22 protein-coding genes and 1 tRNA gene are annotated in these 23623 nt (G+C 72.0%); 12 read left to right on the forward strand and 11 right to left on the reverse strand.

What is annotated here, in order from left to right; translation table 11 throughout:
• The first annotated feature begins 2 nt into the window (after nt 1-2).
• Nucleotides 3-602: a TetR/AcrR family transcriptional regulator gene (locus ACQEV1_RS17905; protein ID WP_433394778.1), complete on the forward strand. Its 600-nt coding sequence runs from the start codon at nt 3-5 to the stop codon at nt 600-602.
• 86 nt (nt 603-688) lie between these two features.
• Here the strand turns inward: ACQEV1_RS17905 and ACQEV1_RS17910 are convergent, their stop codons facing one another.
• From ACQEV1_RS17910 to ACQEV1_RS17920, 3 genes are read right to left on the reverse strand one after another with little or no spacing between them, the layout of a single operon-like run.
• Complete coding sequence (locus ACQEV1_RS17910; RefSeq protein ID WP_285617250.1) at nt 689-1240, reverse strand: cysteine hydrolase family protein; 552 nt, start codon at nt 1238-1240, stop codon at nt 689-691.
• Between the two features lie 54 nt (nt 1241-1294).
• Nucleotides 1295-2698, reverse strand: a complete 1404-nt coding sequence (locus ACQEV1_RS17915; RefSeq protein WP_433394779.1) for an MFS transporter — start codon at nt 2696-2698, stop codon at nt 1295-1297.
• Complete coding sequence (locus ACQEV1_RS17920) at nt 2698-3144, reverse strand: MarR family winged helix-turn-helix transcriptional regulator (RefSeq protein WP_285567089.1); 447 nt, start codon at nt 3142-3144, stop codon at nt 2698-2700. Before ACQEV1_RS17920 ends, ACQEV1_RS17915 begins: the two co-directional genes overlap by 1 nt.
• A 94-nt stretch (nt 3145-3238) precedes the next feature.
• Between ACQEV1_RS17920 and ACQEV1_RS17925 the strand changes: the two genes are divergently transcribed.
• Nucleotides 3239-5260 carry a prolyl oligopeptidase family serine peptidase gene (locus ACQEV1_RS17925; RefSeq protein WP_433394780.1) on the forward strand — a complete coding sequence of 674 codons (2022 nt, stop codon included), beginning with the start codon at nt 3239-3241 and terminating at the stop codon, nt 5258-5260.
• Here the strand turns inward: ACQEV1_RS17925 and ACQEV1_RS17930 are convergent.
• The 6 genes from ACQEV1_RS17930 to ACQEV1_RS17955 form a co-directional block, all read right to left on the reverse strand.
• Nucleotides 5181-6005, reverse strand: coding sequence for an urease accessory protein UreD (locus ACQEV1_RS17930; protein WP_433394781.1), 825 nt, complete (start codon nt 6003-6005; stop codon nt 5181-5183). The genes ACQEV1_RS17925 and ACQEV1_RS17930 overlap by 80 nt on opposite strands.
• On the reverse strand, nt 6002-6682 hold the full coding sequence (gene ureG, locus ACQEV1_RS17935) for an urease accessory protein UreG (protein ID WP_433394782.1): 681 nt from the start codon (nt 6680-6682) through the stop codon (nt 6002-6004). The genes ACQEV1_RS17930 and ureG overlap by 4 nt, the downstream gene beginning before the upstream one ends.
• Nucleotides 6683-6700: 18 nt before the next feature.
• Nucleotides 6701-7153 carry an urease accessory UreF family protein gene (locus ACQEV1_RS17940; RefSeq protein ID WP_433394783.1) on the reverse strand — a complete coding sequence of 151 codons (453 nt, stop codon included), beginning with the start codon at nt 7151-7153 and terminating at the stop codon, nt 6701-6703.
• A gap of 181 nt (nt 7154-7334) precedes the next feature.
• Nucleotides 7335-9032 (reverse strand): urease subunit alpha, encoded by a 1698-nt coding sequence (locus ACQEV1_RS17945; protein ID WP_433394784.1) that lies wholly within the window; start codon nt 9030-9032, stop codon nt 7335-7337.
• Nucleotides 9025-9318 carry an urease subunit beta gene (locus ACQEV1_RS17950; RefSeq protein ID WP_285617238.1) on the reverse strand — a complete coding sequence of 98 codons (294 nt, stop codon included), beginning with the start codon at nt 9316-9318 and terminating at the stop codon, nt 9025-9027. Before ACQEV1_RS17950 ends, ACQEV1_RS17945 begins: the two co-directional genes overlap by 8 nt.
• Before the next feature lie 67 nt (nt 9319-9385).
• A complete protein-coding gene (locus ACQEV1_RS17955; protein ID WP_285617237.1) occupies nt 9386-9688 on the reverse strand; it encodes an urease subunit gamma in 303 nt (100 codons plus the stop codon).
• A gap of 197 nt (nt 9689-9885) precedes the next feature.
• On the opposite strand from ACQEV1_RS17955, the gene ACQEV1_RS17960 reads away from it, so the two are divergent.
• The 3 genes from ACQEV1_RS17960 to ACQEV1_RS17970 are packed head-to-tail and all read left to right on the forward strand — an operon-like array spanning nt 9886 to nt 12318.
• Nucleotides 9886-11598 carry a hypothetical protein gene (locus ACQEV1_RS17960; RefSeq protein WP_285617236.1) on the forward strand — a complete coding sequence of 571 codons (1713 nt, stop codon included), beginning with the start codon at nt 9886-9888 and terminating at the stop codon, nt 11596-11598.
• 25 nt (nt 11599-11623) lie between these two features.
• Nucleotides 11624-12163 carry a TIGR00730 family Rossman fold protein gene (locus tag ACQEV1_RS17965; protein WP_285617234.1) on the forward strand — a complete coding sequence of 180 codons (540 nt, stop codon included), beginning with the start codon at nt 11624-11626 and terminating at the stop codon, nt 12161-12163.
• Nucleotides 12164-12168: 5 nt separating this feature from the next.
• Nucleotides 12169-12318: a hypothetical protein gene (locus ACQEV1_RS17970; RefSeq protein WP_285617233.1), complete on the forward strand. Its 150-nt coding sequence runs from the start codon at nt 12169-12171 to the stop codon at nt 12316-12318.
• Between the two features lie 22 nt (nt 12319-12340).
• On the opposite strand, the gene ACQEV1_RS17975 is transcribed toward ACQEV1_RS17970, so the two are convergent.
• Nucleotides 12341-13597, reverse strand: coding sequence for an ABC transporter ATP-binding protein (locus ACQEV1_RS17975; RefSeq protein WP_285617232.1), 1257 nt, complete (start codon nt 13595-13597; stop codon nt 12341-12343).
• A 225-nt stretch (nt 13598-13822) separates the two neighbouring features.
• On the opposite strand from ACQEV1_RS17975, the gene dnaG reads away from it, so the two are divergent.
• The 6 genes from dnaG to ACQEV1_RS18005 all read left to right on the forward strand — a co-directional run bounded on the left by dnaG (nt 13823) and on the right by ACQEV1_RS18005 (nt 21851).
• A complete protein-coding gene (dnaG, locus tag ACQEV1_RS17980) occupies nt 13823-16165 on the forward strand; it encodes a DNA primase (RefSeq protein WP_433394785.1) in 2343 nt (780 codons plus the stop codon).
• Nucleotides 16166-16236: 71 nt separating this feature from the next.
• Nucleotides 16237-17379, forward strand: coding sequence for an RNA polymerase sigma factor RpoD (gene rpoD / locus ACQEV1_RS17985; RefSeq protein ID WP_285618861.1), 1143 nt, complete (start codon nt 16237-16239; stop codon nt 17377-17379).
• 227 nt (nt 17380-17606) lie between these two features.
• Entirely contained in the window at nt 17607-18728 is a 1122-nt protein-coding gene (gene efeO, locus ACQEV1_RS17990; RefSeq protein WP_285617227.1) for an iron uptake system protein EfeO, read from the forward strand.
• Nucleotides 18725-19945 carry an iron uptake transporter deferrochelatase/peroxidase subunit gene (efeB, locus tag ACQEV1_RS17995; RefSeq protein WP_285617225.1) on the forward strand — a complete coding sequence of 407 codons (1221 nt, stop codon included), beginning with the start codon at nt 18725-18727 and terminating at the stop codon, nt 19943-19945. The genes efeO and efeB overlap by 4 nt, the downstream gene beginning before the upstream one ends.
• Nucleotides 19946-20043: 98 nt before the next feature.
• A complete protein-coding gene (locus tag ACQEV1_RS18000; protein ID WP_433394786.1) occupies nt 20044-21327 on the forward strand; it encodes an MGH1-like glycoside hydrolase domain-containing protein in 1284 nt (427 codons plus the stop codon).
• 56 nt (nt 21328-21383) lie between these two features.
• Nucleotides 21384-21851 carry a hypothetical protein gene (locus ACQEV1_RS18005; protein WP_285567059.1) on the forward strand — a complete coding sequence of 156 codons (468 nt, stop codon included), beginning with the start codon at nt 21384-21386 and terminating at the stop codon, nt 21849-21851.
• 794 nt (nt 21852-22645) lie between these two features.
• Here the strand turns inward: ACQEV1_RS18005 and ACQEV1_RS18010 are convergent.
• Complete coding sequence (locus ACQEV1_RS18010) at nt 22646-22906, reverse strand: YtxH domain-containing protein (protein ID WP_433394787.1); 261 nt, start codon at nt 22904-22906, stop codon at nt 22646-22648.
• Nucleotides 22907-23040: 134 nt separating this feature from the next.
• Between ACQEV1_RS18010 and ACQEV1_RS18015 the strand changes: the two genes are divergently transcribed.
• Nucleotides 23041-23113: transfer RNA gene (locus ACQEV1_RS18015), tRNA-Asn, on the forward strand.
• Nucleotides 23114-23623 lie beyond the last annotated feature (510 nt).

Raw genomic sequence — 23623 nt, forward strand, 5'->3', positions numbered from 1 at the left:
TCATGCCGGTCGCCAAGGGTGAGCCGCTCGATCCGGCCGCGACGCGGGCGCGCATTCTCGACGCCGCGACCCGGCTGTTCTACGCGCACGGTGTGCACGCCGTCGGCGTCAACGACATCGCGGCCGAGGCCGGAGCGTCCAAGCTGAGCCTCTACCGCAACTTCGGGTCCAAGCAGCGGCTCGTCGCGGCGATGCTCGTCGAACGCTCCGAGCGGGTGCACGCCTGGCTGCGCCGGGAGACCGCCGACGCCCCCGCGGGCGAGGAGCGCGTGCTGGCCGTGTTCGACCTCCTCGCCACCTGGTTCGGCCAGGCCGACTACCACGGCTGCGTGGTCGTGAACACCGTCACCGACACCCGCGCCCGGGACCCCGAGGTGACCGCCCTCGGCCGCGCGCACCTCGACCGCTACCGGGAACTGCTCGCCGAACGCCTCGCCGAGCTCGACCCGCCGCCGGCCGAACCCGGACGGCTGGCCCGGCAGCTCCTCCTGCTCATCGAGGGCGCCGTCACGGTCGCGGCGATCGACTCCGGCGACACCACGCCCGGAGCCGACGCGCGCGACGCCGCCCGCTGCCTGATCCGGTCGGCGCCCCGCCGCTGAGCGGCTCCAAGGCGAGGGCTCCGGGCGGTCTCTCGGGGGAGACGGCTACCTGAAAGCCGGATCCGTCTCCCCGGCGGAAGGAGCGGTCAGGTCAGGGTCTTGGCCCACTCTTCGATGGTGACGACGTCGGCCTGGCGGGGGAAGACCTTCTCCGTCAGGACGCGGTGGACCTCCGGGTCCGGGTCGTGGCAGGCGTCGGTCAGGACGGTGAGGCGGTAGTCCAGGTCCGCGGCCTGGCGCAGGGTGGACAGGACCACGCCGCTGGTGGCGACGCCGGTCAGGACGAGATGCTCGATCCCGTGGGTGCGCAGGACCAGTTCCAGGTCGCTGCCCGCGAACGCGCTGACGCGTTTCTTGGTGATCACCGGTTCGTCCGGCCGGGGGGCGACGGCCTCGTGGATGGCGCTGCCCGGGTCGTCGTCGGTGAAGACGTCCGGCGGGAGGGCGCCGAAGGCCTTGTTGCGTTCGTTCGCCTTCGGGGAGCCGGGGCGGAAGCCGATGACCACGTGCAGGACGGGGACGCCCGCGTCGCGGGCGGTGGCGACCGCGCGGGCCACGCGGGTCGCGTAGTCCGGGTCCGTGACGCGGTTCATGATGCCTTGCTGCACGTCCATCACGAGCAGGGCTGTGTCGCTCATGGATGCCTTTCCAGTGGGTGTTCTCATCGACGCCTCGCGTGACAGCGGGGCGGGTCAGTCGGGCCGCGCCGTACGGCCGATCCGGCGCAGCGAGCGGTCGGCCACGGTGATGGCCAGGAACAAGACCGAGACGGCGAGCATGAACCAGGCCAGGTGGTGCAGGCCGGCCGTGTCGGCGCGATGGGGGAAGAAGGCGCCGGTGGCGGCGGCGGACACGATCGCGCCGAGGTACATGAACGTGCGCAGCAGTCCGGCCGAGGAGCCCATGCGCGCCGGCTCCGCCTGGTGGTAGACGGAGTTCTGCAGGGCGAGGCTGTTCAGGCCCTGCGGGACGCCGAAGACGAGCGCGACCGCGACGAGGATCCAGATCGCGCTGTGCGAGCCGAACGCGGTCAGCAGCGCGCAGGCGACGAGCTGGCAGGCGGCGCCGACGAGGAGCTTGCCGCGGATCTCCTTGCGCCGGCCGGTCGTGGTCGAGACGAGGATCCCGGTCAGGAACAGCGGCAGCTGCATGAGCCCGGCCTGGGACGACGACAGGCCGCGTCCCTGCTCCAGCCACTGCGTGTAGCCGTACAGGAAGGAGTAGGAGACGACGTAGGCCAGCAGGGTGCGGGCGTACGTGGCCAGCAGGGGCAGGTTGCCGCCGAGGACGCGCAGGTCGATGAACGGCTCCTCCCGCCGCAGCTCGACGAACGCGAAGGCGGCCGCCGCCAGGACGGTCACCACCGGCAGGTACCAGTAGGTGAGCCCCGGGTTCATCAGGAAGAACAGCAGCGAGATGAGCATCGCGGCGAACAGCGCCATGCCCGGGAAGTCCAGGCCCGACCGGTCGTCCGGTCCGCGTTCCGGCCGTGGCGTCCTGGGCAGGCGCAGCAGGCCCAGGGCGAGGCCGGCCGCGGCCAGCGGGATGTTGACGGCGAAGGTGGTGCGCCATCCGCCCAGGCCGATCAGCAGGCCGCCCAGGGAGGGGCCGATGACGGCGATGGTCTGGCTGGACACCGCGAGGGCGGTCAGGACGCCGGCCGGGCTCTCCCGGCCGGTCCGCTCCGCCTCGCTGCGGATGAGCGACATCGCGGCCGGAAAGCCGGCGCACGTGCCGAACCCGAGCAGAACCCGCGCGACGACCAGCACGCCCAGATCGGGTGCGAGGAGGCCGACGAGCCCGGCGATCCCCGTGAGGGAGGTGCCGACGAGGAACAGCAGGCGCGGGCCGTACAGGTCGATCAACCGGCCCACCACGGGCTGGCCGATCGACGTGGCCAGGTAGAGCGCGGAGACCAGCCACGCCGTCTGTGACGGCGGTGCCCCGAGTGCGGCGCCGATCGGCACCAGCGCGACCGCGATGATCGAGGAGTTGACCGGGTTGAGGATCGATCCGAGGATCATCGGGGCGAGGAGCCGCCGGTCGAACGTCTCCGGGGAGCGGGTGTACGGGCGTCGGGTGACTCTCGTGCTCATCAGCGCACGAGCCGGTCGAGGAGCGCCATCGCCTCGAGGATGGTCGCGCGCTCCCGCTCGGTGCAGGCGTCCTGCAGGGCGCGGGCCAGCCATTCCTCGCCCGCGCGCCGCTTGTCCTCCAGGAACGCGCGTCCGCCGTCGGTCGGCGAGACGAGCTGGCGACGCCCGTCGCCGGGGTCGGGGCGGCGCTGGATCAGGCCGCGCTCCTCCAGGACCGCGAGCGTCGCGGCCATCGACTGCGGGCGGACCCGTTCGGCCGCGGCCAGGTCGCTCGCCGACGCGGGACCCTCCTTGCTCAGCCTGCTGAGCGCCGACGTCTGCGACGGCGTGAGCCCTTCGTTGTCATAGGACTCCTTCAGCCTCCGGCGCAGGCGGCTGAACACCGTCCGGACCTCGTGCGCGGCGCGGACGGCCGACTCGGTGACATCCGCGGTGATCTCATCCATGACCCACACGGTAGATCCTTCAGCTTGGACTGTCCAGTTGGAGCTGTGCAGTTGGAACTGGCGGATCGCCGGGCGCTGTGGCAGGGTTGCGCCGATGACCCAGCCCTCCCTGCCCGACCTGATCTTCCGTACGCGGCGGTTCACGCTGGGCGTCCCGGAACGGCTCACGGTCTGCGCCGGCGGCGGGACGGTGGTCTTCCTGCGCGGCCGCGCGGGCGACGACCCGGCGACCTGCCTGTGGGCGCTGGACCTGGACTCGGGGACGGAACGGCTGCTGGCCGAGCCGGGCGGTCTGGCACGCGGGATCGATGACTACGCGACCGACGCGAGCGGAGGGCTCGTCGCGTTCACGCTGGCGGGCGGGCTGTGGACGGTGAACGTCGCCGGCGGGCCCGCACGGCGCCTGCCCGCCCGCGACCACGCCGCCGACCCGTGGCCCGACCCCACCGGCCGCCGGATCGCGTACGTCTCCGGCGACGCGCTGCGGGTGATCGAGGCGGACGGGACCGGCGACCGGCTGGTCGCGGCGCCGGACGGGCCGGAGGTGACCTTCGGGATCGGGTCACCGGACGCCTCGCGCGGTTTCTGGTGGGACCCGGACGGCGAACGGTTGCTGGTCACGCGGGTCGACTCGGCGGGCGTCGCGGTGTGGCACGTCGCCGGACGGGCCGACGACCCGGCCGCCGCGCCGCGCGCCGTGCGCTACGCGGCGGCCGGCATGCCCGGTCCCGAGGTCACTCTGTGGATCGCCGGCCTCGACGGCTCGCGGACCGAGGCGCGATGGGACCGGCGGGCCTTCGAGTACGTGCCGGGCTGCGGATGGGACGACCACGGCCCGTACGCCGTCGTGCAGTCGCGCGACCAGCGCACCGTCCGGTTCTTCGGGATCGACCCGGCCGGTGGCCGGACGACGCTCCTCGCCGAACAGCGCGACGCGTGCTGGGTGCAGCTCGTTCCCGGCCTGCCGGTACGCACCGGGTCCGGCGCGATCGTCGCCCACGCCGACCTGCGGGGCACCCGGCACCTGACCGTCGGGGGAGTCGCCGTCACGCCACCGGGGCTCCAGCTGCGGGCCGTGCTCGGCGTGGACGGCGACGACGTCCTGTTCGCCGCCTCCGACGAACCGGCCGAGACCCACCTGTGGCTCCATCGCCCCGGAGCGGGCGTCCGGCCGCTGAGCACGGAGCCGGGCGTGCACGCGGGCACGTTACGGGACGGGACGCTCGTGCACGTCACGCGGGCGGGAGACCGGCCGGGCGGGCGGGTCGAGGTGCGGCGGGCGGGGCGGGCCGTCCCGATTCCGTCGAAGGCGGAACGGCCGCCGCTGGACGTCCACGCGACGCGGCTCGTGCTCGGGCCGCGTGAGCTGCGGGCCGCGCTGTACCTGCCCTCCTGGCACCGGCCCGGCGACGGGCGGCTGCCGGTCCTGCTCGACCCGTACGCGGGCGCGGGCCGGCAGCGGGTCACCGCCGAGCTCGACTGGCGGTGCCTGGTCTCGCAGTGGTTCGCCGAGCAGGGCTTCGCCGTGCTGGTCGTGGACGGGAGGGGAACACCGGGGCGCGGACCCGCCTGGGAACGCGAGGTCCACGGCGACCTGTTCGGGCCCGCGCTGGAGGACCAGGTGACCGCGGTACGGGAGGCCGTGCGGCTCCGGCCGGACCTCGACCCCGGCCGGGTCGGCATCCGCGGCTGGTCCTTCGGCGGCTCGCTCGCCGCGCTGGCCGTCCTGCGCCGTCCAGACGTCTTCCACGCCGCGGTGGCGGGGGCCGGCGTCACCGACCAGCGGCTCTACCACGCCCAGTGGCGTGAGCGGTTCCTCGGTCATCCGGAGGCGTTCCCCGAGCGGTACGAGGCGTGCTCGCTGGTGGCCGAGGCGCCCCGCCTGACCCGCCCGCTGCTGCTCATGCACGGCCTCGCGGACGAGAAGGTGCACGTGGCGAACACGTTGCGCCTGTCCGGCGCGTTGCTGGCCGCGGGTCGCCCGCACGAGGTGCTGCTCCTGCCCGGCGCCGGCCACGAGGCGATCGGCTCGCCGGTCACCGCGGACCTGCTCCGCCATCAGGCGGGGTTCCTGCGACGGCACCTGCATCCCGCGACACGGCCGCACGGGTCGTAGGAGGGCTTTGAGGCAGGTCCTCGATCCCGGCGGCGAGTCGCGCCTCGGCGGTTCCGCGGGTCAGCCGGTCGCGGAGGCGTACGGTGTCCTCGGCGAGTGCCGTGACCAGCACCGCCGGGCCCGCCAGCGGCAGTACCCCCAGGCCCCCGGCGGCGTACGGCTCCCGCGCCAGGTCCTCTCCCGCGAGCAGGACCGTGCCCGCCGCCTTCGCGGCGCCGAGGACGGCGGCGCTGGTCGCGTTCTCGTCCACCCGCAACTCGTGGTGCAGCAGCGGCAGGCCGTCGTACGTCACGTCGAAGCGGCTCACGTAGCGGCCCGGGCGTTCGCCGTGGCGGCCGAGGACGATCTCCTCGCGCCAGGTCAGCGTCGCGCCGCGCTCCAGGGTCACCTCCGCGAGGGCCCGGTGGTCGCAGCCCGCGGCGGCGATGGCCGGCTCCGGCTCGAAGACCAGCCGCGCGCCCGCCGCGACGCGGGCCCGTACGGCCAGCCGGGAGGGGCCCGGCCGGCGGCCCGGCAGCACCAGCGACGCGGCGGCCGAGCGCACCGCGAGGCACGCGTCCGGGCCGACGTCGACGGTCAGCTCCAGGTCGTCGCCGCCGAGCGGGCCCGCGCCCGCGCCCACGAGGTACACCGCGCCGCCCGACTCGCGCAGCGCGAGCGGACCGTCCGAGCGGAGCCGGGTCACCCGCGTCCGGCCGTCCGGTGCCCGCACCGCGGCCACCGCCGCGCGCGACGCGAAGTTCACGCCGGGGTCCGCTCCCGTACGGCGCTCCGCACCCAGTCGGCCACCTCCGGCACGTCCGGCGACTCGCGCAGCGACGTGAACGCGATCGGCAGACCGCCGCGTACACGCTCGGCGTCGCGGGCCATCACGTCGAGGTCGGCGCCGACCAGCGGGGCGAGATCGATCTTGTTCACCACCAACAGGTCGGCCGTTGTCACGCCGGGGCCGCCCTTGCGCGGCACCTTGTCGCCGCCGGACACGTCCAGCACGAAGATCTGCCGGTCGGCCAGCCCGCGGCTGAACGTCGCGGTCAGGTTGTCGCCGCCGCTCTCGACGATGACCAGGTCGAGCGGTCCGTGGCGTTCCTCCAGCAGCTCCACCGCGTCGAGGTTGGCCGAGATGTCGTCGCGGATCGCCGTGTGCGGGCAGCAGCCGGTGCGGACCGCCTCGATCCGGTCGTCGTCCAGCACGGCGTTGCGCCGCAGGAAGTCGGCGTCCTCGGTCGTGTAGATGTCGTTGGTGACCACGGCCAGGTCGAGCTCGTCGCGGAGCAGGCGGCACAGCGCGGCGGTCAGCGCGGTCTTGCCGCTGCCGACCGGCCCGCCGATGCCGAGCCGGAGCGCCCGGTGCGGCTTCGCCTCACGGAGCTCTCGGTGCGGCTCCGCCGCAACGGTGTCGTGGCTGTGGTCGAGTCCCATGACAAGATCCCCCCGATTTCAGGATTCGAACAGGCGCAGGTCGGCCTGCCGGTGCAGCTCGGCGAACAGGTCGAGGGCGGGCGCGGACGCCGCGGGCAGGACGCCCGCCCGTACGCTCTCGGCGGCCTCGGCGGCGGTCGCGTCGATCCGCCCGGCCAGGTCCGCGAGCACCCGCTGGACGCCGAGCGGGTCGAGGCCGAGCAGGCGCACGGCCGCCGAGGCGGGCCCGGTCACCGCGCCGTACGCCGCGATCGCCGCGGCCTGCGCGGGCGTGCCGCCCGCGACACGGACGACGGTGCCGAGCACGACCGGATGGTGCGACGGCCCGAGTTCCTCCAGCGCCGGGTGCGGCCAGGCGGCGCGCGCGGCCCGCAGCAGCGCCCGCCCCTGCGCGAGCGACGCGTGCCGCTGCGCGGGGAGGGCGTGCGCGCGTCCGCCTCGGCGTCCAGCCCCGGCCGGCCGCCCGCGCACGCCGCCGCGGCCAGCCCGGCCGCGACCAGGCCCGCGGTGGCCAGCCGGCCGCGCAGGAAGTCCGCCAGCGTGGGCAGGTCCCGTACGACCCCGGCGGTGACGGCCGGCTCCAGCCCGCCGGAGTGCGCGTGCCCGCCCGCGGGGAGCCGCGAGTCGGCGAGGAGGAGCAGCGCGGCGTCCATCAGAACAGGAAGTACCGCTGGGCCATCGGCAGCTCGGCCGCGGGCGCCGGCTCGACCTCGTCGCCGTCGACGGTCACGGTGAACGTGTCCGGGTCGACCTTGATCTCGGGCAGCGCGTCGTTGAGCGGCATGTCCGCCTTGCCCAGCCGCCGGGTGTCGCCGACCGCGACGAGCCGCCGCCGTACGGCCAGCCGGTCGGCCAGGCCGTCGTCCAGGGCCGCGGGCGCGACGAAGTGCACCGAGGTGGCGGGCGCCGCCGTGGCGCCCCACATCGGCCGGGGGAACACCGGCTGCGGCGTCGGGATCGAGGCGTTCGCGTCGCCCATCTGACCCCAGGCGATCATGCCGCCCTTGAGCACCACGTGCGGTCGTACGCCGAAGAACGCCGGCTCCCACAGCACCAGGTCGGCGAGCTTGCCCACCTCCACCGAGCCGACCTCCGCGTCCAGGCCGTGCGCGATCGCCGGGCAGATCGTGTACTTGGCGACGTAGCGCCGGGCGCGCAGGTTGTCGTCGAGCCCGCCGCGGTGCCCCTTCATGACGTGCGCGGTCTGCCAGGTGCGGATCACGGTCTCGCCGATGCGGCCCATCGCCTGGGAGTCCGAGCCGATCATCGAGATCGCGCCCAGGTCGTGCAGGACGTCCTCGGCAGCCATGGTCGTCGGGCGGATCCGCGACTCGGCGAACGCCAGGTCCTCCGGCACCGACGGGTTGAGGTGGTGGCACACCATGAGCATGTCGAGGTGCTCGTCGAGCGTGTTCACCGTGTGCGGCCGGGTCGGATTGGTCGAGGACGGCAGGACGTTCGGGTGCGCGGCGACCGTGATGATGTCCGGAGCGTGCCCGCCGCCCGCGCCCTCGGTGTGGTACGCGTGGATCGACCGGCCGCCGATCGCGTTCAGCGTCGACTCGACGTACCCGGCCTCGTTGAGGGTGTCGGAGTGCAGCGCCACCTGCACGCCGGAGGCGTCGGCGACGCGCAGGCACGCGTCGATCGCGGCCGGGGTCGACCCCCAGTCCTCGTGCAGCTTGAAGCCGGACGCGCCGCCGCGCAGCGCCTCCCACATGGCCTCCTCCGACACGGTGTTGCCCTTGCCGAGCAGCGCGACGTTGACCGGGTAGGGGTCCATCGCCTCCAGCATCCGGGCCAGGTGCCACGAACCGGGCGTGACGGTCGTCGCCTTCGTGCCCTCCGCCGGGCCGGTGCCGCCGCCCACGAGCGTCGTCACCCCGGCGCCGAGCGCCTCCGCGACGAGCTGCGGGCAGATCAGGTGAACGTGGGAGTCGACCGCCCCGGCGGTGAGGATCCGGCCGTTGCCGGCCAGGATCTCGGTGGACGGCCCGATCACCAGGTCCGGGTGCACCCCGTCCATCGTGTCCGGGTTGCCGGCCTTGCCGAGCGCGACGATCCGGCCGTCGCGCACCCCCACGTCGGCCTTGACGACGCCCCAGTGGTCCAGCACCACGACGCCCGTGATCACCAGGTCGGGCGCGCCCTGGGCCCGCGTGGCGACACCCTGGCCCATCGACTCGCGGATGACCTTGCCGCCGCCGAACACCGCCTCGTCGCCCGCGCCCTCGCCCCGGCTCAGGTCCTCGGTGACCTCGATGAACAGGTCGGTGTCGGCCAGCCGCACGCGGTCGCCCGTGGTCGGCCCGTACAACTGGGCGTAGCGCTCGCGCGAGATCTCAGTCATGGCGCAGCCCGGGTACGAGCCGGCGGCCGGCGAGCGGGACCAGGGAGACCTCCCGGGCGATGCCCGGCTCGAACCGCACCGCGGTGCCGGCGGGCACGTCGAGCCGGAGCCCGCGAGCGGCCTCCCGGTCGAACGCGAGCGCGTCGTTGGCCTGGGCGAAGTGGTAGTGCGACCCGACCTGCACGGGCCGGTCGCCGGTGTTGACCACCGTCAGCGTCGTACGCGGACGGCCGGGGTTCAGCGCGACCGTCCCCTCACCCGGCACCACCTCTCCCGGAACGCTCATGAGTCCTCCTTCGTCGGAGGAGCGATCACCAGCGGGCTGTGCTTGTCGATTCGCTCGCTCCGCTCGCTCATGGGATGGGCCGGTGGACGGTGACGAGCTTGGTGCCGTCGGGGAACGTCGCCTCGACCTGCACCGACTCCAGCATCTCCGGGACGCCGTCCATCACGTCCTCGCGCGTGAGCACGGTGCGGCCGGCCTCCATGAGGTCGGCGACCCCGCGGCCGTCGCGCGCGCCCTCCAGGACGTACGCGGCGATGATCGCCGTCGCCTCGGGATGGTTGAGCCGCAGCCCTCGGCCGCGGCGGTCGCGGGCGAGACCGGCCGCCACGTGGATGAGCAGGCGTTCCTGCTCGTGCGGGGTGATGAGCACACAGGGACGCTAACCCCGGACGTCGTACCAGGTGAATGGCCCGGCCGACGATGTAACAGGAATTTCACAGCGGAAACGGTGTCCGCCGGAACCCCGGAGGCCGGGGCACGGTCAAAGAACGAGGCCCCCGCGCCGGGAGCCCTCCCGAGCCATTGGTGGTAGATCAGGACCGTACCCCTCGACCCCAAGGCGGCCACATGAACCTTTTCAAGGCGCGCTTCTCCGGGCTCCTGCTCTGGTGGGCCTGGATGCCCGTGGGCGCGTTCCTGTTCTGGATCCTCCTGCGGTACGGGCTCTCCGGCATGGGGACGTGGTCGCAGTGGTGGCGGCTCACCGTCGTGCAGCGCATGTGGCTGCCCGGCGGCACGCTGAGCCACGCCACCGGCCTGTTCTGGTTCTGGGTCGCCGTCGGCCTGATCGGCACCGCCGTCATCGTGGTCGCCGACGACAACGGGGCCCGCTCCTCCGGTGCCATCGCCACCGTGGCCGTCATCGCCGCGCTCGGCGTCCTGGCCGTACCGTTCCTGCGGGTGGTCTGGGACAACGACAAGGACGAGGGCCGCTACTACAACCGGGCCACGACCTGGCACATCACCGACGGCGCGAACCCTCCCGCCTCCCTCGGGTACCTCATGCGCGGCGCCAAGGAGGGAGAGCGCGGATGCTCCTACCGCGGTGCCGCCGACGTACGGGGCTGCGTCCAGGTCGACAAGCTGACCGGCATCGCCGACTGGGAGGGCCGCACCTCCTCCTACGCCTCGGCCCAGCAGATGATGGCCCACGCCGCCTCGCCCGCCCCGAAGGTCGACTTCTGGGAGGACACCCTCACCTACCTGTACGGGGCGCCCCCGAAACCCGGCGGCGACAGCGGTCCGGGCATCTGGACCGCGGTCCTCGACGGCTCCGGCAAGGCCACCCCGACGTACGGCATCGCGTCCTGGGACGGGGCCTCCAACACCGTCAAGGTCGCGTGCCGCTTCGCGCCGGGAGACTTCGACCGCGCCTTCCACGGGGCGCGCGGCAACAGCCTGCCCAACTGGCTCGGTGAGAAGTACCCCGACCTGCTGTGGGACGACAATGACGTCTGGGGCTACTGCCAGGGCGGCAAGCCCGTCATCGTCATCCCGGTCAAACGGCAGATCGGGTTCAAGAACCGCAGCGTCATGACCGCCGCCGGCGTGCTGGTCCTCACCGGCGACCACGGCGTCCACGCCGCCTACCGCCGTACGGTGCGGGCGGGCGACCTGCCCGGCCCGGCGTACCCCGAGAGCCTGACCGTGCTGCAGCGCCAGGCCACCGAGTGGGCCGCCGGCCGCAAGTGGCGGTCACGGGCGTCCTTCGGGTTCAAGCCCACGGTCGACGACGTCCAGGGCGGCAACACCTCCGAGTACCTGCTCCGCGGCCCCGGCGACCACCTGTACTACGTCACCCCGCTGACGCCGAACGCCAGCAAGAGCCAGGCCTTCATCGCCTACGCCGTCTCCCCGGCCGACGCCGCGGCCGACGGCCGCCTCAACGCCATGGACCTGTACGTCCTGCCCGACGGCGATCCCAACGTCGCCAACCTCAACGCCCTGACGAACAAGGCCACCGACGCCGTGCGCGGCATCGACCCGACGTTCCTCAACACCGGCGGCCGCCTGGAGGAGTTCACCCCGCTGGGCGGCGACATGTGGCGCGTGTACGGGGTCCGGCGGGGGCTCACGGAGTTCTACGTCGACCTGTCCATCACCGGACGCACCAGCCCGCGCACGGTGAACGTCTCCAGCACGCCGAACCCGGGCGGGAAGACCGCACCGACCGTGTCCGGCTGCGGCAAGCCGCCCGCCGCGATGTCCACGAAGGAGCTGGCGAACTGCATCGGCGCCCTCGGCGACGAACTGCGCCGCCGAAACGGATCCACGCCGTGAACGGGCCGAGTTCTACGGTGTCCGCATGAACATCTGCGTCTTCCTCTCCGCGGCGGACCTTTCCGAGACCTACACCCGACCCGCCCGTGAGCTGGCGGAACTCATCGGCAAGGGCGGGCACACCCTGGTCTGGGGCGGCTCCGACACGGGCCTGATGAAGGTCGTGGCGGACGGAGTGCACCAGGCCGGCGGACGGCTCATGGGGGTCTCGGTGCGTTTCCTGGTCGACAAGGTGCGTCCCGGCGTGGACGACATGGTCGTCGCGCGAGACCTGGCCGAGCGCAAGAGGCTGCTGCTGGAGAAGGCCGACGCGGTAGTGATCATGGTGGGCGGCACCGGAACGCTGGACGAGGCGACGGAGATCCTGGAGCTGAAGAAACACGGCCAGACCGACAAGCCGCTGGTGCTGCTGAACAGCGCGGGCTTCTACGACGGCCTGAGGGAGCAGTTCCGGCGGATGGAGGACGAGGGGTTCTTGCCGTGCCCCCTCGCGAACCTGGTCTTCTTCGCCGAGGAGCCGGCGGGCGTCATGGCCTACCTCGAGGAATCTCACAGCATGCGATGAGGCCGGTGCCAGGTGTCGCCGGCGTCCTGGCGACCTATCTGCCCCAGGTGGAGTACCGCGACCCGCTGCTGCCGTTCGCGCCGGAGGCGCCGGTCGAGGAGATCCTGCCGCACGTCGGCCGCACGGCGGTGCTGCGGCTGGACCCGGCGACCTGACCGCGCCGGTCGCCGCTACCCGTCAGCGATCGATCTTGTCGACCCGGCGGCCGTCCTCGGAGAACAGGAGCATCCGCTCGGTGTCGACCGACAGGCGTACGGTGTCGCCCGCCGCGATGCCCGACCGGTTCTCCATGCGGAAGACCAGGTCCGACCGGCGGTGCGTGCCGCCGTGGGAGACCGGGTTGACCGGGGCCTCCTCGGCCGTGAGCCCCGTCGTGCGCAGCAGCCGGCGGAGCACGCCCGGCCGGCCCGCCTGCCGGGTCTGCTGCGGCTCGTCGTCGCGGAACGTCTCCGCGTCGACGAGCACCACGCCCGCCTCCACATGCGCCAGCCACTCGTGCCCGTGGAACTCCAGCGCCCGCACGCGCCCGGAGATCAGGCCGTCCGGGTCCGGGCGCATCGCGTCGGCGCGGATGCCGACCGTGACGAACGCCCCATGCTGCGACACCAGCGCGGTGGCCCGTGAGTCCGACCAGGGCAGGTTCAGCTGCTGGTCGCCGATGCCGAGGGTGACGCCGTCGTTCTGGTCGGCGCGCACCGTGGCGCGGACCAGGTTGATCGGCGGCGCGCTGAGGAACGCCGCGGTGAACATCGTCGCCGGGTCGTCGTACACCTGCTGCGGCGTGCCGACGTCCTCCAGGACGCCGCGCCGCAGGATCGCGACGCGGTCCGCGAGCGTGAGCGCCTCGGTCTGGTCGTGCGTGACGTACAGCGTGGTCACGCCCAGGGACCGTACGAGCGCGCCGATCTCCATGCGCAGCTCGGTGCGCAGGCCGGCGTCGAGGTTCGACAGCGGTTCGTCCATCAGGAAGATCCCGGGCTGGCGGATGAGCGCCCGGCCCATCGCCACCCGCTGCCGCTGGCCGCCCGACAGGGTGGACGGAAGCCGGTGAAGGGTCTCCTCGATGCCGAGCGCGCGCGACAGTTCGACGATCCGCTCGTGCGAGTCGGAGTCGTTCTCGCCCGCGACCTCCAAAGGGAACGAAATGTTGCCGTGAACGTTTCGGTGGGGGTAAAGCGCGCCGTTCTGGAACACCATCGCCAGGTTCCGCTCGCGCGGCGGGAGATGGTTGGCGAGCTGTCCGCTGAGCCAGAGGCTGCCCGAGGTGATCTCCTCCAGCCCGGCGACCATCCGCAGGATCGTCGACTTCCCGCATCCGGAGGGCCCGAGCAGGACGAACAGCTCGCCGTCGGGTATGCGCAGGGTCAGGTCGCGGACCGCGTGGAAACCATCCGGATAGACCTTGTTCACCGCATCCAGAACGACCTCGGTCATCGCTTACGACACCTCATGCTCACCGCGGCGGTCGGGAATAGCCGAACCGACGCGTGCGGGATTGCGGCCGCCGGGGTCCCCGTACACCCGATGACAAGAGCCGGCGGAATCCGTTATGGCCCACCGAAGTTGAGCCAGTACACCTCGTAAGTCCGTGATTTGTCCAGTCGCCCCGAATAGCGGGGCACGGCCTCGTGTACGGCACGGCGCGACTAGACTGCCGACGTGGCAGGCCGGATCCGCGATGAGGACATCGCACTCGTACGCGAACGGTCACCGATCGACGCGGTCGTGGGGGAGTACGTCCAGCTCCGCAACGCCGGAGGCGGTGCCCTGAAGGGCCTCTGCCCGTTCCACGATGAGAAGTCCCCATCGTTCAACGTCTCAAACGGCCTGTGGCACTGCCTCGCGGGCGAGACGCGCGTGCTCACCCGGGAGGGGCTCCGCCCGATCCGCGAGCTGGCGGGCGGCACTCACCGCATCCTCGGACGTGACGGCCGGTGGCGCGACGCTCCGTTCTACTCGTTCGGCGTCCAGCCGCTGATGCGCATCGTCCTGAGCCGCGACGGCCGGCGCAAGGAGATCCACGCCACCGCCGAGCACCGCTGGTTCGTCGGCGCGAGTGAACAGCGCGAACTGACGACACGGGCCCTCGCGCCGGGCCACCGCCTCGCGTACGTCCTCACGTCCTCTCCCGAGCCGGTGCCCGCCGGAGTCGCGGCGGCCGGCGCGCGCGGCTCCGATGGCGACCCGAGTTGGGTGGTCGAGTCCGTCGAGGAGAGCGGCCGGGTCGAAGAGGTTTTCTGCGCTGTTGTCGATGAGGGGCATGCATTTGTCCTAGAAGACAACATTTTGACCGGAAACTGCTTCGGCTGCGGAGAAGGCGGCGACGCGATCGCCTTCATTCAGAAGATCGACCATTTGTCGTTCACCGAGGCGATCGAGCGGCTCGCGGCCAAGGCGGGGATCCAGCTTCGCTACACCGAGGGCGGATACGTCCCCGGGCGGCAGAAGGGGGAGCGGACCCGGCTGGTCGAGGCGCACCGGGCCGCGGCCGAGTTCTACGCCGAGCACCTGCTCACCCCGGCCGCCGAGATCGGCCGGCGGTTCCTGGCCGAGCGCGGGTTCGGGCGAGAGGAGGCCGAGCGGTTCGGCGTCGGATACGCCCCCAACGAATGGGAGGCGCTCGTACGCCACCTGCGCGGCCGCGGCTTCAGCGACAAGGAGCTGATCACCGGCGGGCTGGCGAGCCAGGGCCGGCGCGGGCCGATCGACCGGTTCCGCGGGCGGCTGATCTGGCCGATCCGCGACCTCACGGGCGACGTCGTCGGGTTCGGCGCGCGGCGGCTGGAAGAGCGCGACGACGGCCCCAAGTACCTCAACACCCCCGAGACGCCCCTGTTCAAGAAGGGATCGGTGCTGTACGGCGCCGACCTGGCCAAAAAGGAGATCGCCCGGCGGCGGCAGGCGGTCATCGTCGAGGGCTACACCGACGTCATGGCCTGTCACCTGGCCGGGGTCGGCACCGCGATCGCCACCTCCGGCACGTCGTTCGGCGATGAGCACATCAAGATCCTGCGCCGGCTCCTGATGGACCAGGACGAGGCGAGCGGCGAGGTCATCTTCACCTTCGACGGCGACGCGGCCGGGCAGAAGGCCGCCCTGCGGGCGTTCGAGTCCGAGCACAAGTTCGCCGCGCAGACGTTCGTGGCCGTGCAGCCCGACGGGCTCGACCCCTGCGACCTGCGCATGAAGCACGGCGACGCCGCGGTGCGTGACCTGGTCGCGTCCCGCGTGCCGCTGTTCCGGTTCGCCATCCGCGCGACCATCGAGAAGTACGACCTCGACACCACCGAAGGCCGGCTGGCCGCGATCGACGCCGCCGCGCCGATCATCGCGGGCATCCGCGACCGCGGCATGCGCGACCGGTACGCCATCGACCTGGACCGGTGGACCGGCTTCCTGGACGAGCAGTTCGTGCTGCGCCGGGTCCGCGAGCACGCGACGCGCCGGCGCGGCGACACCCGGGGTCGCCGGGGGGCCGCCGCCGAGGCTCCGGAGGCGCCGGCGCCGCCGCCGGTCCCCGCCTACGATCCGAACGACCCGATCGTCCGGGTCGAGCGGGAGACCCTCAAGCTCGCGGTGCAGCGGCCGGCGCTGCTCGGGCCCGGCTTCGACGCCGTGTCTCCGGACGCGATGCTCGTTCCCGGCCACGCGGCCGTCTGCAGACTGATCGCCGAACTCGGGGGCACCGCCGCCGCGACCGGACCGGAATGGGCCGGCCTGCTGCGGGACGCCGCGCCGAACGACGAGGTCAGAGGCCTGGTCACGAGCCTCGCGGTCGAACCGCTCCGTTATTTCGGACTTCCGGACGACCGATATGCCCAATCTCAGCTGTCCAGATTGCAGGAAGTGCAGGTGACCCGCGAGATCGCGAAGCTGCAGTCCAAACTAGGACGGCTGAATCCGGTCGAGCACGGCGAGGAGCATCGCCGCCTGTTCGGCGATCTCATGGCTCTTGAACAGCAGAGACACAAGTTGCGGGAGCGTGGAATCGGGTCGTTGTGAGGGAAGTGGCCGAAAAATAGGTCCCCCGTTACGCGGCCACCTTGACGCACACTGTCACCGTGGGCCCTTCAGTGCTGCCAAGCGAGACGCCGTCGGTTGAGCAGGTGGCGGACCTCGTCGCACGCGGCAGAGAGCGCGGAATCACAGTCGACGACGTGGCTGCCGCGCTCGACCGCTCTGACCTTCCGGCCGACTCGGTGGACCGGGTCGTCCGGATTCTGGGAGAGCAGGGTGTCGAAGTCCTCGAGTCCAGCAGCGCACACGAGGACTCGGCGCGCGTCGACGGAGATGATGTCTCCCGTCGCGCGCCGACGAGCGACCTGGTACGTATCTACCTGCGAGAGATCGGCCGCGTGCCGCTACTCACGGCAGAAGAGGAAGTCGAACTCGCGAAATCGATCGAGGCGGGGCTGTTCGCCGAGGAGAAGGTGGCCGGTGCGGCCATCCTCCTTCCCGGCGAACGCGACGACCTCGAACAGCTCGCCCGCGACGGAGTCCGGGCGAAGCAACGACTGATCGAGGCCAACCTGCGCCTGGTGGTGTCCATCGCCAAGCGCTACGTCGGCCGCGGCATGCTGTTCCTCGACCTGATCCAGGAGGGAAATCTCGGCCTGATCCGTGCCGTCGAGAAATTCGACTACACCAAGGGGTACAAGTTCTCGACCTACGCGACCTGGTGGATCCGCCAGGCGATCACGCGAGCGATCGCCGACCAGGCCCGGACCATCCGGATTCCGGTCCACATGGTGGAGACCATCAACAAGCTGGTGCGGGTGCAGCGCCAGCTCCACCAGGACCTCGGTCGCGAACCGGCCCCCGAGGAGATCGGCGCGGAGATGGGCCTTTCCCCCGAACGGGTCATCGAGATCCAGCGCGTCGCCCAGGAACCCGTGTCCCTGCAGTCGCCGATCGGGGAGGAGGACTCCGACCTCGGCGACTTCATCGAGGACGCGGACGCCGTGGTGCCGATCGAGGCGGCGGCGTTCATCCTGCTCCAGGACCAGCTCGACGGCATCCTCGGGTCGCTGTCGGACCGTGAGCAGCGGATCATCCAGCTGCGTTTCGGCCTGACGGACGGTCATCCGCGGACGCTCGAAGAGGTCGGCCGGGAGTTCGGGGTGACGCGGGAGCGCATCCGGCAGATCGAGTCGAAGACGCTGGCGAAGCTGCGCCATCCGACGCGCGCCCAGATGCTCCGCGAGTATCTGGAGTAGCGCGGGTCCACCGTAGGCCGAAACGGCCCCCGGCCGCCCTTTCCCCCGAGGGCGGCCGGGGGCCGTTTTGCGAGCTTGCGGCGCCCTTGTCTTCTTTCGTGGCTTCGGTGCCCCAAGAGAACAGTGAGCAAGCTCGCATCCGGCCCTCAGCTGCGCGGCTTGACGGAACGAGCTTAGGTGAGGCTAACTTAGGCAGTCCTAACCATTTCCCTCACGCTGGAGACCGCATGCGTCCTGCCCACTTGATCGCCGCTGCGGGGGCGGTCGTCGCCTCGCTGTCCCTGTTGTCGGCGTGCGGGAAGGACGACGCGGCCGGCGGAGGCAGCGGCGCGATCTCGGTCACCGCCACGGACTCCTCCTGCGAGGTCGGCACCAAGAGCGGTACGGCCGGCGCCACCACCTTCAAGGTCACCAACAAGGGCTCCCAGGTCAACGAGCTGGAGATCCTCGCGCCCGACGGCAAGATCGTCTCCGAGCGAGAGAACATCGGCCCGGGCACCGGCGCGGAGATCACCGTCACGCTCGCCGCCGGCACGTACAAGGTGATGTGCAGCGCCGGGATGACCGGCAAGGGGCCGTCGCAGAGTTTCACCGTGACCGGCGAGGGGAAAGCGACCGACCCGCGCCTGGACGCCGCCGTCGCCTCGTACCGCACCTATGTCGGCGAGCAGGTCGACGACACCCTCGCCAAGGCCAAGAAGTTCGCCGCCTCGGTGTCCAAGGGCGACATCGCCGGCGCCAAGGCGGAGTTCGCGCCCTCACGCGTCGGCTGGGAGCGCATCGAGCCGGTGGCCGAGTCCTTCGGCGACATCGACCCGAAGGTCGACAACCGCGAGGCGGACCTCAAGCAGGGCGACAAGTGGACCGGCTGGCACCAGATCGAGAAGGCTCTCTGGAAGACCAAGTCGCTCAAGGGGGAGGGCCCGTACGCCGACCAGCTCGTCAAGGACCTGGAGACGCTCAAGACCCGCGTCGGCACCGCGTCGATCACCGCCACGTCGATGGCCAACGGCGCCAAGGAACTGCTCGACGAGGTGGCCACCGGCAAGGTCACCGGAGAGGAGGACACCTTCTCCCACACCGACCTGAGCGACTTCAAGGGCAACGTCGACGGGGCGCAGAAGGCGTTCGAGCTGCTCAAGCCGGTCGTGCAGGAGCGGGACGCCGACCTGGCCTCGGACCTGACCGACGAGTTCGCCAAGGTGCAGAAGCTGCTGGCCAAGTACGAGAAGGGCGACGGGTACGTCTCCTACGACACCGTCGGCAAGGATCAGCGGAAGGAGCTGTCGGACGAGGTGAACGCACTGGCCGAGCCGCTGTCGAAGCTCGCGGGGGTGGTCGCCAAGTGACCGAGGTATCCAGACGCAGGCTGTTCGCCTACTCGGGTGTGTCGCTGGCCGCGGGCGCCGCGGCCGGTGCCGGCCTGGTCAGCGTCGCGCAGGCCGTCGAGCAGCCCGCCGACGACGGGGCGGTCCCGTTCTTCGGCGCGCACCAGAGCGGCATCGCGACGCCCGTGCAGGACCGCCTGCACTTCGCCGCCTTCGACGTCGTCACCGACGACCGCGACCGCCTGATCCGCATGCTCAAGGAGTGGACCGCGGCCGGCGCCGCGCTGACCGGCGGCCGCCCGTACGGCTCGGCGGCGGGCGGGCTGCCCGAGTCGCCGCCCGACGACACCGGCGAGGCCCTGGGCCTGCCTCCGGCGCGCCTCACCCTCACCGTCGGCTTCGGCCCCACGCTGTTCGAGAAGGACGGCAAGGACCGCTTCGGGCTCAAGGCGCGGCGTCCGGCCGCGCTCGCCGACCTGCCGCACTTCCCCGGAGACGCCCTGGACCCCGACCGCAGCGGCGGCGACATCTGCGTCCAGGCCTGCGCCGACGACCCGCAGGTGGCGGTGCACGCGATCCGCAACCTGGCCCGGATCGGGTTCGGCGTCGTCGCGGTGCGCTGGTCCCAGCTCGGCTTCGGCAAGACGTCCTCCACCACGCCGGACCAGCAGACGCCGCGCAACATGTTCGGCTTCAAGGACGGCACCCGCAACATCTCCGGCGATGACGACAAGGCGCTCGACCAGCACGTCTGGGCCTCGGCCAAGGACGGCGTGCCCTGGATGGCCGGCGGGTCGTACGTCGTGGTCCGCCGCATCCGCATGCACATCGAGACCTGGGACCGCACGTCGCTCAAGGAGCAGCAGGACACCTTCGGCCGCACCAAGGGCGAGGGCAACCCGTACGGCGCCGAGCACGAGCACGACCCGGTGCCCCTCGCCAAGCTGCCGGCCGACTCGCACGTACGCCTGGCGCACCCCGACAGCAACGGCGGCGTACGGATCCTGCGCCGCGGCTACTCGTTCACCGACGGCAGCGACGGGCTGGGCCGCCTCGACGCCGGCCTGTTCTTCATCGCCTACCAGCGCGACCCACGCAAGCAGTTCGTCGCGCTGCAGAACAGGCTCGCCGGCAACGACCACATGAACCAGTACGTCCAGCACGTCGGCTCCGGCGTCTTCGCCTGCCCACCGGGCCCGCGCAAGGGCGGCTACTGGGGCGAGACGCTCTTCGCCTGAGGCCGCCCGGCGGGTGACGCGGGTCGTTCCCGCCTCTTTCCGGGACTTTGGGCGGATCGGGCATCGCCGACGGTCCGGGCGTTCCGTACGCTGTGATAATGGGGCTGCGGCTCATGGGTGACGAGACGGCCGTCTGGGAGGCCGCCGCACGCGTGCTCGACGCGAACTGGACCGGCACGGCCACCGTTCCCGCGCCGGGGCTGTACCCGCACCAGTGGAGCTGGGACTCGGCCTTCGTCAGCCTGGGGCTGGCCCGGCACCGGCCCGAGCGGGCCTGCATCGAGCTGCTGTCGTTGTTCCGCGGGCAGTGGGCGACCGGCCTCGTGCCGCACATCGTGTTCAGCTCCGGCGTGTCGGGCAACGCCTTCTTCCCGGGGCCGGAGTTCTGGCGCAGCGGTGCCCAGCCGGACGCCCCGCGCGGCGTCGAGACCTCCGGGCTGGCCCAGCCGCCGTTGCAGGCGCTCGCCGCGCTGCGCCTCGCGCAGGGCACCGGCGAGCACCAGGCGTTCCTGACCCGCCTGTACCCCCGGCTCGCGGCCCAGCACGCCTACCTCGAACGCGAGCGCGACGTCGCCGGGTTCGGGCTGGTCAGCCTCTGCCATCCGTGGGAGTCCGGGCTGGAGAACAGCCCGGCCTGGGACCGGCCGCTGCAGGCCGTCGACCCGCCCCGGTCACCGTTCTCGGGTACGCAGAGTCCGGACGGAGCCGTCGCCGACCGGCACGTGTCGCTCGTACGGTCGATGCGCGACGCCGGATACCGGGCGGAGTACCTACGTGACGACCACCCGTTCGTCGTGGAGGATCCGCTGTTCAACGCGGTCCTCCTCGCCTCGACCCACGCCCTCGCCGAGGTCGCCGAGCTCGCCGGCGCCGACCCGGGACCGCACCGCGAGGCGGCGCAGCGGATCCACGGGGCGATGCTCGACCGGCTGTGGGACGGCGGGTGCTTCCGCGCCCGCGACGTCCGTACGGACGAGCTCATTCCCGCGGCGACGGTCGCCGGGTTCGTGCCGCTGCTGGACCCGGAACTGCCCGCCGCGATCGTACGGAGCCTGGCCGAGCTGCTGCTGTCCGCGCGGTTCGCCGGCGCGACGGGCTATCCGGTGCCGACGTGCGACGTTCAGTCGGCGGTGTTCGACCGCGGGGCGTACTGGCGGGGCCCGACCTGGGTGAACACGAACTGGCTCGTGTGGCTCGGCGCGCTCACCCACCACCTGGACGCGGTCGCGGACCTGCTGCTCGGCTCGACCCTGCGCCTGGTGCGCCAGTCGGGGTTCCGTGAGTGCTTCGACCCGTTCGACGGCACCGGCCGTGGCAGCCACGACTTCAGCTGGTCCGCCGCGCTCGTACTCGACCTGCTCGGCTCGCGGCGGTGCCGGTGAGGTCGCTGTGCCGACATGATCGCCGCTCGCCGGTAAAGGGACGGTAGCGTGAGCGCATGCGACTGACACGGCGGCGGAACCTGCCCGACGGCCTGACCCTCGGCAGAGGCGAACGGGTCCTGGCGGTCAGCGGTGACACGGTCGCGACCGACGCCGCACTGCACTTCCAGGACGGCGCGGCCTTCACCCGCCTGCCGTGGGAACGCGTCGAACAGGCCGCGTGGAGAGACGGCGTCCTCGCCGTACGCGAGGTCGGCGGCGGACGACACTCGGTCCACCTGTCCGAGCCCGGCTCGGTCCCGGAGACGGTACGCGAACGGGTCACCGCGACGGTCGTGGTGAGCACCCACGTGAAACTGCCCGGGGGCGGCGGCGTGCGGATCGCCGCCCGCCGCCCGGCGAAGGGCAGCGGCGACCCCCGCTGGACTCTGGTCTTCGACTCGGGCCTGGACCCCTCCGACCCGGGCCTGCTCGCCCAGGCAGAACAGGCGATGGAGGAGATCCGCCGCCAGACGGGCCTGTAAGCCTCCCTGCTTGCCGACGGGCGTGCTGTGGGTGTCCGTGTGCCTCGAGTGATCTTCAGAGGCTCAGCGGAGACAGGACGGCCGTCCGGGCGCGGAGCCGATTCGCCGGAGGCGCGCGGCCGAGCACACTCGCCGATCGGATCGGGGGCAGGCGGATCTGTGGAACGCGAGCCGGTCGACCTTGTTCCACCCTGCGGATCCGGTTGAGGCAGCGGCCGGCGATCGCGGCGAGGCGGAGTTCCGCTGAGGGGCGGGCCGTGTTTCGAGCTGCGCCGCTCGTACGGGGCCGGGGTGGGGCGGACCCGTGCAACGCGAGCCTGGCGGATCGGGGTGAGGCGGAGGTCCGCTGAGGGGCGGGCCGTGTTCGGGGCCCGTGCCGGATGTGCTGGGGCGGGGCGAGGTGCACCTGTTGGAAGGTGAGCCGTTCGGTCGTGTTCCGAGCCGTCTGAGGCTGCGAGATCCGGTTGAGGCCATGCCTAACGGATCGGGGGGAAGTCGGTTGCCGGGTCGGGGTGAGGCGTGGGTTCGCCGGGCCGGGCTGCGCGACACCACCGGCGACCACTTCGGCGTCTTCACGCCACGGCCGAGCGCCTGAGCTCAAGCGGGTGGGCGCGTCCGTCCGCCTCAACGGCGGGGCGTGGGGTGGGCCGGGCTACGGGTCCGTGCCGTAGGTGCCGGATCGGGGTGGGGGCGTTTGAGAGTGGGTGAGCCGGCGGACCCCGCATCGGGGTCCTTCCCGAGCCTGCCGGGTCAGGAACGATCGGTGGGGATCCGCCGGCCGGGCTGCTTCGGGGTCAGCTGATGCCGGCGGTGTCCTGGCGGTTCCGGCGGATGCCGGGGACCCGGTCGTACACCTTGTCGCCCACCTTCTGCCGGGCCGTACCGGCCAGCTCGCTGGCCCGGGCACGCAGGATGCCGGCGGCCTCCTGGACGGTGGGGTTCTCCGCGACACGCCGGGAGAGCCGCTTGATCTGCTCGTAGCGCTCTCGTCCCGCATGTGTGCCCAGCACGTATCCGACGGCTGCTCCCGTGAGGAACCCAAAGCGATACTTCATGGCCATCTCCTCTACCGGTCGAGTTAAGACATACCCCCCGCCCGCTCTGACAGTCGGGGAGGAAACGAGCACCCCTGGAATACGCTAACCTTGGAAGCCGTCGGGGCGACCGCCGCGAAGCGGCCGTCACGCGATCCTCCGTAGCTCAATTGGCAGAGCAGCCGGCTGTTAACCGGCAGGTTACTGGTTCGAGTCCAGTCGGGGGAGCGAGGCGAGTCATTGCGCTCGCCGTCCCTTTCGGGCCCGGCTTCGCTCGGGCCCGTTGTGTTTGTCCAGGGGGGCGACCCCCTGGAACCCCCGATGCGGGGCTTCGCCCCGCGCCCCTCGCGCCGGTTGCTCGCCGTCCTCTGGCTTGCCGGCTCTGGCGAGGATTCCCCCGGTTCCCTGGGCCGGTTACTCACCGTACTTTCGTCTCGCTTGCGCTCGCCGGCCTCAAGGGTGACTCGATGGGACTCCTGATTTCGTCCGCCGAGCTGTGCGGGGATTCGCCAGAGGTTCTCGGTATGGGAGTCGCTTGCGTGGGTACTGGCGGTTCGTCGCTTTGGTTGTGAGACCTCGGGGAACTCTTGTGTCAAAGTTTGATCACGAGTCGGTGAACCTTTCGCGGACTTCGGACGTATCAAGAGGTGGTAGGGATGCGTGTGCCTCTACTTCCAGAGGATGAAGCGGCACGCGTACCCTCTCCGCCCCGCGGTGGACGAGGGCCCGTCCAAGACC

The organism is Actinoallomurus sp. CA-142502, from assembly GCF_050936355.1.
GTDB lineage: Bacteria > Actinomycetota > Actinomycetes > Streptosporangiales > Streptosporangiaceae > Actinoallomurus > Actinoallomurus iriomotensis.